The following is a 12,848-nucleotide window of genomic DNA, read 5'->3' as shown; positions in this document are numbered from 1 at the left end:
CGCCGCGAAGACTATTTGATTGAAGAGCCCGCGCCGACCGGTTTTGACGATGAGGAGTGGGAGTGGTGACGCCCGGGGCGAGGCGCGGCGACGTGATCCTGGTGAGCCTCGGTCACGGGCGGGGTGGCGAGATCCGCAAGACGCGCCCGTGCGTGGTGGTTTCTCCCGATGTCCTCAACGAGCGCATGCCCACGTTCATCGTCGCACCCATGACTTCGGGCGGGCATGCGTATCCATTCCGCATTGCCTGCCGCTTCCAGGGGAAGTCCGGATTCGTGGTGCTGGATCAGGTTCGCACCGTGGACCGCGCGCGGGTCACGCGCCGACTGGGCCGGCTGTCGCCGCGAACCGTGGAGACGATTCTCAACTCACTGCAGGCGATGTTCGCGGCGTAGCGCCTACGCCCGCCGCCCCTTGGCCGCCACCCGCATGAGGTACCAGCCCAGCGCGGTGAACGCGAGCAACGAGACCACCTGTCCCATCCACTCGCCGGGATAGTGAATCACGCCGTACTTCGGAGTCCGCGAGATCACCACTGCGATCACCGCCACCACCACACCCATCAGTCCTTCGCCGGCGATGAAGCCCGAACCCAGCAGCACGCCCTGTTCCTTGCCCTGCTCGTCCTTGCGCACCGGGTAGCGCTGGTCCACGAAGTGGCGGATCAAACCGCCCACGAACACCGGCGTCATGGTCTCGAGTGGCAGGTACATGCCCACCGCGAACGGCAGCGGCGGAATGCGCACAATCAGCATGAGCACCGCGAACGCGGCCCCCACGCCCACCAGATCCCAGCGCAGGTTACCGCCCAGAACGCCGTCGAGCACCGTCTTCATGAGCGTGGCCTGCGGCGCGGGCAGTGCGTCGCTCCCGAAGCCGTACGCCTTGCCCAGGTAGAATACGGACAGACACACGAAGAACGCGGACCCCGCCGCGCCGATCAGCTCCGCGGTCTGTTGTTTGCGCGGCGTGGCACCGATGATGTAGCCGCACTTGAGGTCCTGTGAAATATCTCCCGAAATCGATGCCGCCACGCACACAATGGTTCCAATGGTGAGCGCGGTGATCTTTCCGGTGAGATCCGTCCAGCCCAGCGCCCAGAAGATGGCGCCCGTGCCGAGCAGGGTGACGATCGCCATGCCGGAAGTGGGGTTGGAGGTGACACCGATCATACCCACGATGCGCGACGACACGGTCACGAAACAGAACGCGAAGATCGCAATGGCCAGCGAGGCCACAAAGCGCATCACCAGTCCGGTGTGCGACCCGATGATGCCGGGAACGAACGTCACCAGTGCGATGATCACGGCGATGCCAATGAGCACCACGCTCAACGGCAGGTCGCGCTCCGTGCGCAGCACGCCGGTGTTCAGTTCCGCCGCGCTCGTGCGCAACTGCTTGACGCCGATTCTGAGCGACTGCGCCATGGTGGGTATCGACTTGATCACCGTGATGATGCCGGCCGCGGCCACCGCGCCCGCGCCGATGATGCGGATGTAGGCGTCCCAGATCCTGCCCGGCGACAACTCGCCGATGGTGGTAATGGAGGGGTCGAGTCCCTTGGCGCGCAGATACGCGAGCGTGGTGTCCCAGATGGCGGCGTCGCCGTACTTGTAGGCGATGAAGGGAATGATCACCACCCAGGAGAGGAGCCCGCCGCCCACCATTATAGCGCCGATGCGACGGCCCAGGATGTAGCCCACGCCCAGCAGCGCCGGCGTGGTGGACATGCTCACCACCGCCTTGCGGATGAAGGGCAGCCTGGCCTCGACCACGTCGGGCCACAGGTAGAGCAGGTTGATGAGCCCCTTGTAGACGGCGCCCAGGCCGAGCCCGACGAAGACGTTCTTCGCGGTGGAGCCGCCGCCCGAGGCCGCCATCAGCACCTCCGCTGCCGCGGTTCCTTCCGGGTAGGGGAGTGTCTTGTGCTCCTTCACAATCAGGTACGGGCGCAGCGGAATCATGAGCAACACGCCCATCACACCGCCGCACACGGCGAGCATCGTAATCTGCAGCAGCGAGGGCTCGTAGCCCCACATGAACAGCGCGGGAATCGTGAAGATGATGCCCGACGCCAGCGACGAGCTGGCCGATCCGGCGGTCTGCGAGATGTTGCACGCGAGGATGTTGGTCTTGCCGAACACGGGGGTGAGCAGCCGCAACACCGCCACCGACACCACGGCGAGCGGGATGGACGTGCTGATGGTGAGCCCCACGCGCAGGCCCAGGTAGGCGTTGGCGCTCCCGAAGAGCGCGCCCAGGATCACACCCAGCACCACCGTGCGGACGGTGAAATCGGTGAGCTCCTGGTTGGCGGGGACGTACGGCTTGAACTCGGACATGGACCCTCCTCGCGGCTCGTTGGGACCTCACGGCGGCAGCGGAATGTGGCGACTATAGCAAAGGCGCAAGCGCGATTACAACAATTCGAACAGAATGGTCACCGAGTCGCTCGCGTCGATGTCATCCGGTTCGATATCCGGGGTGGCGTCGGCTTCGAGCGACATCATCAGATTGCGCTCATAGCGCAGCGGAGAGATCCGCAACTCCGACCAGCCGTACTCGATCTTGAGCGCGCGTCCCAGTTTGCATCCCGCGGCGGTAGCCATTGTCTCCGCGTTGCGGCACGCCACGCGGGTGGCTTCCTCGAGGATCTTCGTGCGCAGCGCGTCGCGGTCGCTCACGTCGAACGAGATTTCAATGGACGATTTCACCTCGTCGGAGGCAATCGCCGCGAACGCCTTGTTCAGCAGCTCGCGGTCGATGGGCAGTTCGATCTTCATGCGGTGGCGCGTCACCCACCCCAGGAAGACCTGGCGGCGGTTCTCGTCCTTGCCGCGCCACTCGTGGTGCGGGTCGATGCTGAAGCTCGTGGTCTTGAGGTCCTCGGGCTTGATGCCGGACTTCTTGAGGCCTGCGCGCAGCGTGGCCACGCGCTCGTTGAGGTCGCTGGCGCTCCTGGAATAGTCCATGTCCATGGTGGAGATGTCGAACGAAACCACGGTCCGGTCGGGCGGGACGCTGACGTTTCCCACGCCGCGCACGGAGATGGTGGGGGTCCTGGGCATTGCTCTCTCCTCGGGTTGGATGGAACGGGCGGCTGCACGGGGATGATACCCCGGAACGGCCGGGGCGGGAAGGGGGCCGACGTGACTCCGGGCAAACAGATAGGGCCGACGTGCGTCTCCCGACGCTACTGAGGGACGCGGTAGATCATTGAAGAAAACGGTTTCATGCCCTAGCATCCGCCTGCAATGAAGTTTGCCCTCTTCCTGGCCAGCGCCATGCTCGTGACTTCCGGGTCCCGCGTCACGGACGGCTTTAGTCAGGGGTACCCGCAGGCGAGCCCGTCGGTGACCGACACCACAGCCACGTCGGAAGTCCCCCAGCGCGACATCTTCGACGTGATCTTCCGGAAGGACGTCCAGACCCAGATCCGTGCAACCACGAAAACCGGGCTCTCGTGGGCACTGCTGCCCACCTTCAGCTACAACCCCGTCTACGGGGTGGCGCTGGGGGTGATGGCGACCGGCGCGGGGCAGCGCGGTTCACCCGACGCGCGTTACTCCTCCATGTCGGTTTCGGGCAACGCATCTACCACCGGCCAGATTCAGGCACAGGTGCGGGGTGACGTGTTCAGCAAGTCCGGCAATACCCTTCTCAAGTTGGATTTTCGATATCTCGATACCGAGCGCTCCACGTGGGGGTTGGGCCCGGTGTCGTCGAATCAGCAGGAGTATCCGATGAACTTCGCGCTCTATCGCGCGTACGCCACCTTCTACCGGGTGACCAGCGGACCAGTGTTCGTGGGGCTTGGTTATCACTACGACGAGTTCAACAACATTGTTGATCAACGCGCACAACAGGGAGAAGAAACGCCGTTCACGCTTTACAGCCGTGGCGAGGTCTCGCGCACGGTAGCGTCTGGCCTTTCGATCAACGTGCTCGGCGACACGCGCGACAACCTGGTGAACCCATCCATGGGCTATTACCTGGCCATGAGTTTCCGTAATTACACCACGTTTGTGGGTTCGGACAAGAACTGGCAGGAGATGTGGGCGGAGATGCGGTTGTATCCCCACGTTCCCAAGCACGGCAAGAACGTGCTGGCATTCTGGCTGTACACGTGGTTTACCTTCGGCCCGGCCCCCTATCTCAACCTGCCCGCGGATGGATGGGACACCTATGGCCGCGGCGCGCGCGGCTACCTGCAGGGACGCATCCGCGGCGCCAATCAGATCTACTTCGAGACCGAGTACCGCTTTTCGCTCACGCGGGACGGCCTGTGGGGCGCGGTGGTATTTGCGAATCTCACGGCGACCACGAATCCAGAATCACAAACGTTCGGAAAATCGGATCCGGGAGGCGGGATCGGGTTGCGCATCAAGTTCAACAAGCGCGCCGATACCAATCTCACCGTGGACATGGCGTGGGGCCGTGATGATTCGTGGGGTGTGTTCCTGGGGATGTCGGAGGTATTCTGAAGAACTGATAATCGGACACTCGCCCCCTTGCAAGGAGCGAGTGACTATGCGAACGGCTCTAGCGGTCGCCGTGGCGGATACGCCCGGAGACTCGCTGGGCTGCGTGGAGTGCTGGGTCACCTGTTTCTTCAATCACGCCGTCGCCGCCGACACGTTGTTGTCCTCATCAAGTGACGGGCGGGCGGAATGGCGGCAGCGGTCCACGCTATGCGATTGCCGCCGGCAGTTCGGACGCGGTAGAATACCCGCCACCAACAGCTGAAAGGGGCTGGCGATGAAGCAGCACGAGATACGATTCGAGGGTGGCGACGGCAATACCATGAAGGGCGCGATCGTCGTCCGCGGCGCGCAAACCGAACTCGAGGGCACCTACGCCGCGTATTCGTGGCTGGTCCAGAAGTTCGGCGACAAGGACGCCGCCTGGAAACTCGTCTCGCACGCCCACGAGATCTTCGGCGGCCGCGAAATCGACACCTTCGTCATCGAACTCAACAACGGCACCCAGCGCGCGGTCTTCTTCGACTGCACGGAGTCTTTCGGCAAGTTCTAGCTCCGGTAATGGAGTCTATCGGGGCTGCACCCGCACCAGCGTTGCCGTGTTGCCCACCAGGTAGGTCGATCCGCCGACTTGGAAGCTGTCACACCCGCAGTCGATGGTTTGCGCAGAAGAGGAGGTGGATCTCGCGGCCGAGGCTGACAGGATCCGGAAGGTCGCAAACTCCAGTAGGGAATGCGACCACACACAGAAAGGGTAGCACGGCGGCACACTACTTCAACAGCACCATCCGCCTCGCCTCACTCACCCCCGGCGCCGTGACCCGATAGAAATACACCCCGGACGCGACCGCAGAGCCGCGGTCGTCGCGTCCATCCCACCGCACCGCCCGTGCGCCCGGGCCCTGCTGTTCGTCCACCAGCATCCGCACCAACCGTCCCGTCACATCGTGAATCGCGAGCGTCACATGCCCCCCCGGATCTCCCAGACGATACCGAATCGTGGTGGCCGGGTTGAACGGGTTGGGAAAATTCTGGAACAACGAGACACGCGCACCCGGTGCGTCGTCCCCGACACCGGTCGGATCGCATGGCGGGAGTGCGCCCACCAGAAGTCCGCACGGGCTGTTCGCGGCCGTCGCTGGCGAGTCCGACGAGATCCTGTAATCGCCCACGGCCGCGTTGCAGAACCACGGATCGATCGAAAAATTCTGCCCAGCGTCCACCCCGCAGATCGCATCGTTCATGTTGCCGTAAAAGTCCGAGCACGATACGGTCGCCGCGCTGCCGCTGAAGCACAACATCGCGGCACCGCTGTTGAACGCGATGATCGATCGTTCGATGGAGAGGTCGCTCGAGAAGACGATGATAGCACCGGTCCCGGTGTTTCCCGCTAGCGTGATGTTGCGAAACGTCGGCGCACCGGTCCGAGCATACACGCCGGCGCCCAGAAGACCGGCAGAATTGTTGGCGATGAGGCAGTCGTCGAAGAGTGCTTCGGAGGAGGTCACGAAGATCCCGCCGCCCCTGCTACCGGCGCTGTTGTCCGTGATCGTGTTGCCGCTGACGGTGGGGCTTTGGCCGTTCACGTACACGCCGCCGCCCTCCGTTCCGGCGCTATTGCCGGTGACGACGTTGTTGTTGAACTGGTTGTCCCCGCCACCGCCGAGCCAAACGCCGCCGCCCTGGTCGGCGCTGTTCCCCGAGATGAAGTTGTCGGCGATGATGTGCGTGATGGAGTTGGTCCAGATGCCGCCGCCGCGTAGCGTACCTCCTCCCGTCACGGTATTCCCGGTGATGGTGTTGCGGGCGATCTGGCTTGCGCCCGCGATCGCACCGAACACGAAGATCCCACCACCGTCGTAGAACGCGGTGTTGTTCGTGATGATGTTGTCGGTGATAGTGGGCTTGGCAATCTGGGCGTAGATCGCACCCCCCTGGCCCGCGTTGCCGTTCTTGATGGTGACATGGGAGAGCCGCGAACCGGCGGTCTCGTTATTGACAAACATGAATCCGCGCCCCAGACCCTGGCAGTCGATGATGGTCGCGGCCGCACCATTCTGCGATGTGATGGTGATCGCCTTGCCGTTGTAGCGCACGTCGCGGTTACCGGGCCCGGTAAACGTCCCGGGAGCCAGCAGTACGGTGTCACCGGGAGCGGAGGCGTCCACGCCGGCCTGGATGGTGGCCGCGATACCTGTACCGTCGGGCTTCACCAGGCGCGTGGTCGCCTGCGGCGCGGTAGACGCAAACACCATCGCAACAAACGCGATGCCGAATAGCTGAATGTGACTCATAGCGGGAAACCCTGACTGCGGCCGGGGTGCAGGCTTCGGGGCGAGCGAGGCATTGAGTGTACGCGGTTTGAATGGATGTGTCAAACTCGGAGTGCCCCGCTCCCGTCATCGTGCGACTCGGTCGCCCCGGAACGCCAGATGCACAACCATTTCTGACCGCGGGAAATTTGACGCCCCTTTGGGACATCGCGCGGTACCGTGCGCCAACTGCCGGCGGGCTGGCGCGACGTGGAGTTCGACGGGCGCAACGACAACGGGGATCTGCTCGCAAGCGGCGTGTACTTCTACCGCGTGAACGCCGCCGGTGAGACGCACACGCGCAAGATGGTGATCGGCCGGTAGGCGCCGCGCCGCAGGCGGGATCGCAGTTCACGGGCCGGCTTCCGCGACGGGCCATCGCGAAAGCCGGCTCTTTCTTTTTGCGCCCCTGGCGAGCACGTGTTACTCGACGCGCGCGACAACCCCGTTGTACCCGACGAAGTAGGTGGTGCCGTCCTCCCCGGTGTGCCCGCTGATCACGCTGCTTCCAGTCACAAACGGCGTCACGTTGGGAATCCCGGCCGCGAACTGGACCAGTTCGCCGTACGACGCGGCCAGCACGTTGTTGGCGCTCCGACCCGCGAGCACGTATTCCTGCTCACGGCCCGGCCAGCGCACTTCGAAGTCGTGGCCGTTCCAGCGCAGCACACCGACTTGGATGTCGCTCAGCCAGACATCGTCATCCGATACGCCCAGCATCGTCAGGATGAACACGATGGGCATCTTGATCGGCACCGTGGTCCATGTGGTACCGTCGAAGTGTACGAAGTCGTCGGAGCCGGCCAGAAACACGTCTCCGCCGGGTGTCACATAGACGTGGTTCAAGAACGCGCCGGATTCCGGAAGTTCGCCCCAGTGGTCGGTCCACGTGGCGCCGTCCCAGTGCCACAGTGCGTTCGACCCGATGGTCCAGACGTTATCGGCTCGATTCCCAAAAATGTCATAGAGCGTCGCGGTCCCGAGGCCCGTGTTGACAATCGACCAGGAGCTGCCATTGTACTGCAGCACCGTTCCGAGTTCGCCGACCGTGTACACGTTGGCGGGGCTGGATGCCCACACTGCCTTGAGACGCTCGGTGGTGAGCCCGTGAGGAACAGTGGACCAGCCCGTCGCGTCACGATGCAGAACGGTCCCGGCGTCGCCAACTGCGTAGGCGTTGTCACGCATGAACGTCCAGGCATCGTTGAGGATTGCGTCCGTCACTGATGACGGCTCGAGGGCCGCCCACGCCGTGCCATCGAAGGTGGCGACGTTCGTGCTCCCGGCGCTGTAGGACCCGCCGACCACAACACGCGTTCCCAATACACATGCCGCGGAGAGATCTTGAAACGTGCTGAAGAACGGGTCCGAAATGTCGTTCCACGCCGTTCCATCCCACCGGTACATGAGGGCATCCTCGCCGAACGCAAAAACGCGGTTGGGGCCGGTACCCGATACGACGTCGAAGTCATTGCTGGCGCCGCCGCTCGTTGCCGTGAATGATGCCCACGAGGTGCCATCGAAATGCCACAACACCCGGTCGTCTCCCGCGATAAACACCTGGTTGGGCAAGACGTAGACCGAGTTGAGCTGTGGGGTTCCCAACCCCGTTGTGACGAGTGACCACGAGGCGCCATCCCAATGGAGGACACGCCCCTGCGAGCCGACGGCGTACACGTTGGCCGATGACGACCCGCCGATTCCGTAGTAGGGACCAGAGCCGGGCAGGCTGGACGACGGGAACGTCGTGGCCGTGGCACCGTCCCAGTGCACGAGTATGTTTTGGCCGGAAATCCAAATGTCGCTCGCCGAAGCTCCCCACACGTCCAGAAGCATGTCTTGCGTACCGATATCGATGTCCGTGAATCCTGTGCCGTCCCAGTGCAGGAAGCACCCTTGATCGCCAACGATGTAAAAGTCGCTTTCCGAGGTTCCCCACACCGCGTTGAGATCCACGGACCGGCCCGTGTTCAGGACCTTCCACGGGTTGGCCTGCGGGCGGAGCGCCGCGAAACCCGAACTCGAACACACCGCGACCCCGCCGCCGGCGAAGCACTGCAGGCCTTCGATGCGGACGGGTGGCAGCAGCGGATTTTCATACGTGACAGTCGGCCGCGCGATACCTGGCTTGTTGATCGGTGAACTCGCCACCGGTCCGCTGTCGCTGGAACAACTGGAGAGGACCGCGACCGCCAGCACGCAGGCGGCGATCGCGGCATTCTGGAAACGATTGAGAAAGATGGACTTCATGGTGGCCTCCCTGGTCCCGCGGGACGGCATGCCCCGGAGGTTCTTCAGAGGTAATGGCGACGACGGCCGTATAACCTGGACACGGAATCCCGGGTGTCTACCTGGGTTCCACTCGCACCACCGTTGCGGTGCCACCCACGAGGTAGGTCGTTCCATCCGAGCCGGTTCCCGCCCCGTTGATCCGCTCACCCGCGGCAAACGGAAGCAGCGCGCCACCGCCCGCGCCCAGCCGCGCGATCCCGTCGAGCGTGATCCCTAAGACTCCCGCCGCGCCACCGCCCGTGATCGCCGTCGCCTCGTTGTCGTAGCCTACCCCGTAGAACTCGAAACCGGTCCCGTTCCAGTGCAGAAACCCGCTCGTGCCCGCCATCCAGATGTTGCTCCCGGACGTGCCCCACATGTCGACGACCTTGGTCGCGCCGAACTTGATGGGAATGCCGGTCCAGGTTGTTCCGTCGAAGTGCAGGAGATCATTGCCGCCCGCGTACACATCGCCACCCGGCGTGACGTAGATGGCGACGTATTCGCCGAAGGTGGTGGGCAACGCGTCGCGATACTCGGTCCAGGTGGCGCCGTTCCAGTGCCACATCACCGTGATGCCGGCGACCCACACGTCGTTGGCACCACTCCCCGCCACGGCGTAGAGCGACGCTGTCCCGAGTCCCGTGTTCACCACCGACCATGCGGTGCCGTTGTTGTGGAGCACGACACCCTGGTTACCCACTGCATAGATATCGCTCGGGCTCGATGCCCACACGCCGTGCAGATCGTCCCCGGTCAAACCGTGCACGACATCCGACCAACCGCCCCTGTTGCGTTCGATGATGACACCACCATCGCCCACCGCGACGGCGCGGTTCTCATCGAACGTCCACACGTCGCGCAAATCGAAGACCTCCACGCTGGAAGAACCCAGCGCCGCCCACGAGGAGCCGTCGAAGGCGGCCAGATTGGTGGTCGTGTAATCGTAGCGATTGCCAACCACGACCGACCCCCCCAACGCGCACGCCGCGCCGAAATCCACCGATGGTACAAAGAACGGATCGCTCGCGTCGCTCCAGGCACTTCCGTTCCAGTGGTGCATGAGACGATTGTCGCCGAAGGCGAACACGTTACCGGCGCCGGTTCCGGCGAGGATCTCGAAGTCGTCGGCGGCACCGCCGGTGGCGGTGAACGCCGACCACGCCGCACCGTCGAAGTGCCACAGTGCGAGGTTGTCGCCGCCGATAAACAACTCGTTGCCGGCGACAAACACGGAGTTGAGACGTGTGTTGCCGAGGCCGGTCGTCACCCCGGTCCACGCCGCGCCGTCAAAGTGCATGACCACGCCCTCCATGCCGACCACGTACACGTCGTTGGGCGCGGACCCGCCGACGGACTGATACTGCCCGGGGAGGGGAAGATCGAGCGGCCCGTAGATCGTGACGAAACTTCCGTTCCAGTGCACGACCGACGCCCCCCCGCACGCCCACACGTCACTGGACGAGGTTCCCCACACCGCATTGAGATGATCGAACACGCCGCTGCTGATCACCCGGACGGCGACGCCATCCCAGTGCAGGAAGCACCCGTTTTCCCCGACGAAATACACGTTGCTCGCCGACGTCCCCCACGCCGCCTCGAGCACGGAATCGGTCCCGGTGTCGAGCCGCCGCCAAACGCCGTTCTGATACACGGCCGCAAACCCCACGGATGAGCACAGCGCGAGGTTGCCGCCGCCCAGGCACGCCAGTCCCAGCGGCGTCACCGACGCCGGCACCGGGTTCTCGATGGTGATGGTGAGCGGTGGGATTCCTCCCGGCGTGGGCGCCGGGGCCACGGGATCGCTATTGGATGACGAACAGCCGTGTACCACCGCAAGAAGAACGCACGCGACCCACGCGCGCGCCGAATACATTTGGTTGTTAGTCCACACGCGCAATCAGTCCATTTCCGCCGACGAAATACGTCGTGCCATCGATACCGGTGCTGGCGCCGTACACGCAGGCGCCGAAATTGGGAAAAGGAACAACAGATGGAAACTCGTTCGCGAACTGGATGAGCTGCAGCCACGTACCCACAAAGACGTTGTTGCCCGAGCGGCCGGATACCGCGCCGCACCCGGCGTATTCGTAGGTCCAGCGCACTTCAGTTTTGGCGCCGTCCCAGTGGAATACATCTGACTCCCCGGCCAGCCAGACGTCGCTCGACGAAGCGGCCCACACGTCGTAGACGGACGCCGTGGACGTGCTCTTGATCGAGTACAGGCTCCACGACACCCCGTCGTAGTGCAGCAAACGTTCACCGGCCAGGAAAAGGTCACCGCCCCCGGTGGTGCAAGCCGTCCAGTAGCGCGACAACGTGTCCGGAAGCTCGCTCCAGCGGTCGGCCCACGCGGTTCCGTCCCAGTGCCACAGGGCCTGCTCCCCCACGATCCAGACGTCATCGGGGCCGTTGCCGGTCACGTCGTTAAGATGGGACGACCCCAGACCTGTGTCGACCAGCCGCCACGCTGTACCGTTGGATTGGAGAACGACGCCGAACGTCCCGACTGCATAGACGTTGCTGGCACTGGTGCCCCACACGCCGGAGAGATCTTCTGTGGTGAGGCCATGCGGGACATCCGCCCACCCGGCGGCGTCACGCTTCGCGATGACCCCGTCCTCGCCGACGGCGACGGCCGTGTTCGCGTCGAGGGTCCAGACGCTGAGGAAGTTGCCGGCGCCGACGCTCGCCTGATCCAGTGCCGACCATACCCCTGCGGTAAGCCGGGCCACGTTGGGACCTTGACTGCCGCTGGATCCCCCGACAACGAGGCTGTTTCCGTTCGAGCACGCGCTGTAGAAATCGTAGGCGGTGCCGAAGAACGCGTTGGAAACGTCATTCCAGTCCGTGCCATTCCATCGATACATGAGCCGATTATCTCCCAGCGCGAAGACGTTGTTGGGACCGATGGCTGCAACCGCCTCGAAGTCATTGAAGCTGGCCGGGCCCGTGAACGAGGACCACGAGGCACCGTCGTAGTGCAGCAGGAGCACATCCTCGCCGGCGACAAACACTTCGTTTCCGGCGGTGTCGAGAGCGAACAGAGCCGCCGAGCCGGCGCCCGTCGCCACTTCCGACCAGGTGATGCCATCCCAGTGCAAGAGCCCTTGATACCCCGTGACGAAAACGTCGTCCACGAAGGTGCCTCCGACGTCGGTGTACGTGCCGGGCAGGGGAAGATTGTCGACGGTGTAGTACGTGTAGGTCGTTCCGTTCCAATGGAGCACGCTGGACGAACTCACGAGCCAGATATCATTCGATGCGCGTCCCCACATGGAGACCCAGTTGTCGGTTGTCGTGTTGATCGATCGTAGTTTCGTTCCGTCCCAGTGGAGGAAACATCCCTGATCACCGGCGAAAAACATGTTGGTGGAGGATGTCCCCCAGACGGTGTTCAGATCCGCGAGAACGCCGGTCTCGAGGATTGTCCACGTGCCGTTCTCGAGGATGGCGGCAAGGCCCGCGTTACCGCAAACGGCGACGGCGTTGCCGAAACACGCCACGCCCGTGATCGGGACGGGGGGAATCGCGGGATTCTCGAAGGTGATCCTCGCGCGTGCCACAGTTTCCGTACTCGGTGTCTCCACAGCCGGGCTCGTCCCGTCGGACGAGCAGCCGGACAGCGCGATCAGAAGGGTGACAAGCGGCCTTGCAAGAAAGCCCACCCGGAGGAATATCGGTCGTATTCTCAGCATTGACAGCGGCCTCCTCGGACCGGGTAGAAACGATTTCAAACCTTGCAGGAGTGATGGCGACAACAGTGATGGCGACAACGGCCACG

General features: G+C 63.8%; 10 protein-coding genes. 4 read left to right on the top strand and 6 right to left on the bottom strand.

Annotation, left to right across the window (positions count from 1 at the left end; translation table 11 throughout):
* Positions 1-56 precede the first annotated feature (56 nt).
* On the top strand, positions 57-395 hold the full coding sequence (locus OEX18_14685) for a type II toxin-antitoxin system PemK/MazF family toxin (GenBank protein ID MDH4338516.1): 339 nt from the start codon (positions 57-59) through the stop codon (positions 393-395).
* Positions 396-398: 3 nt separating this feature from the next.
* Here OEX18_14685 and OEX18_14680 read toward each other — a convergent pair whose 3' ends face one another.
* On the bottom strand, positions 399-2,342 hold the full coding sequence (locus OEX18_14680; GenBank protein ID MDH4338515.1) for an oligopeptide transporter, OPT family: 1,944 nt from the start codon (positions 2,340-2,342) through the stop codon (positions 399-401).
* Positions 2,343-2,417: 75 nt separating this feature from the next.
* The gene (locus tag OEX18_14675) at positions 2,418-3,068 is read right to left on the bottom strand and encodes an SIMPL domain-containing protein (protein ID MDH4338514.1); all 651 of its coding nucleotides are present in this window, start codon (positions 3,066-3,068) and stop codon (positions 2,418-2,420) included.
* 186 nt (positions 3,069-3,254) lie between these two features.
* On the opposite strand from OEX18_14675, the gene OEX18_14670 reads away from it, so the two are divergent.
* Positions 3,255-4,484 carry a hypothetical protein gene (locus OEX18_14670; protein ID MDH4338513.1) on the top strand — a complete coding sequence of 410 codons (1,230 nt, stop codon included), beginning with the start codon at positions 3,255-3,257 and terminating at the stop codon, positions 4,482-4,484.
* Positions 4,485-4,758: 274 nt separating this feature from the next.
* Positions 4,759-5,034: a hypothetical protein gene (locus OEX18_14665; GenBank protein MDH4338512.1), complete on the top strand. Its 276-nt coding sequence runs from the start codon at positions 4,759-4,761 to the stop codon at positions 5,032-5,034.
* A 217-nt stretch (positions 5,035-5,251) separates the two neighbouring features.
* Here the strand turns inward: OEX18_14665 and OEX18_14660 are convergent, their stop codons facing one another.
* Complete coding sequence (locus OEX18_14660; protein ID MDH4338511.1) at positions 5,252-6,775, bottom strand: right-handed parallel beta-helix repeat-containing protein; 1,524 nt, start codon at positions 6,773-6,775, stop codon at positions 5,252-5,254.
* A gap of 198 nt (positions 6,776-6,973) precedes the next feature.
* Here OEX18_14660 and OEX18_14655 point away from each other — a divergent pair, with 198 nt between their 5' ends.
* Positions 6,974-7,117 carry a T9SS type A sorting domain-containing protein gene (locus OEX18_14655; GenBank protein ID MDH4338510.1) on the top strand — a complete coding sequence of 48 codons (144 nt, stop codon included), beginning with the start codon at positions 6,974-6,976 and terminating at the stop codon, positions 7,115-7,117.
* A 99-nt stretch (positions 7,118-7,216) separates the two neighbouring features.
* Here the strand turns inward: OEX18_14655 and OEX18_14650 are convergent, their stop codons facing one another.
* The 3 genes from OEX18_14650 to OEX18_14640 all read right to left on the bottom strand — a co-directional run bounded on the left by OEX18_14650 (position 7,217) and on the right by OEX18_14640 (position 12,762).
* Positions 7,217-9,043, bottom strand: coding sequence for a hypothetical protein (locus OEX18_14650; GenBank protein MDH4338509.1), 1,827 nt, complete (start codon positions 9,041-9,043; stop codon positions 7,217-7,219).
* Positions 9,044-9,140: 97 nt separating this feature from the next.
* On the bottom strand, positions 9,141-10,862 hold the full coding sequence (locus OEX18_14645) for a hypothetical protein (protein MDH4338508.1): 1,722 nt from the start codon (positions 10,860-10,862) through the stop codon (positions 9,141-9,143).
* A gap of 85 nt (positions 10,863-10,947) precedes the next feature.
* Positions 10,948-12,762, bottom strand: coding sequence for a hypothetical protein (locus tag OEX18_14640; GenBank protein ID MDH4338507.1), 1,815 nt, complete (start codon positions 12,760-12,762; stop codon positions 10,948-10,950).
* Positions 12,763-12,848: the final 86 nt, after the last annotated feature.

The sequence above is a fragment of the Candidatus Krumholzibacteriia bacterium genome (assembly GCA_029865265.1).
In the GTDB taxonomy this organism is placed as follows: Bacteria; Krumholzibacteriota; Krumholzibacteriia; order WVZY01; family JAKEHA01; genus JAKEHA01.
The sequence above is the reverse complement of the archived record's forward strand: the minus strand, read 5'-3'. Positions and strand labels throughout refer to the sequence as shown.

What these genes read in the sequence shown, in the direction of transcription:
- OEX18_14680 (MDH4338515.1), bottom strand. Translation starts at nt 2,342, where the DNA reads ATGTCCGAGTTCAAGCCGTACGTCCCCGCCAACCAGGAGCTCACCGAT.
- OEX18_14675 (MDH4338514.1), bottom strand. Translation starts at nt 3,068, where the DNA reads ATGCCCAGGACCCCCACCATCTCCGTGCGCGGCGTGGGAAACGTCAGC.
- OEX18_14665 (MDH4338512.1), top strand. Translation starts at nt 4,759, where the DNA reads ATGAAGCAGCACGAGATACGATTCGAGGGTGGCGACGGCAATACCATG.
- OEX18_14660 (MDH4338511.1), bottom strand. Translation starts at nt 6,775, where the DNA reads ATGAGTCACATTCAGCTATTCGGCATCGCGTTTGTTGCGATGGTGTTT.
- OEX18_14650 (MDH4338509.1), bottom strand. Translation starts at nt 9,043, where the DNA reads ATGAAGTCCATCTTTCTCAATCGTTTCCAGAATGCCGCGATCGCCGCC.
- OEX18_14640 (MDH4338507.1), bottom strand. Translation starts at nt 12,762, where the DNA reads ATGCTGAGAATACGACCGATATTCCTCCGGGTGGGCTTTCTTGCAAGG.
- OEX18_14670 (MDH4338513.1), top strand. Translation starts at nt 3,255, where the DNA reads ATGAAGTTTGCCCTCTTCCTGGCCAGCGCCATGCTCGTGACTTCCGGG.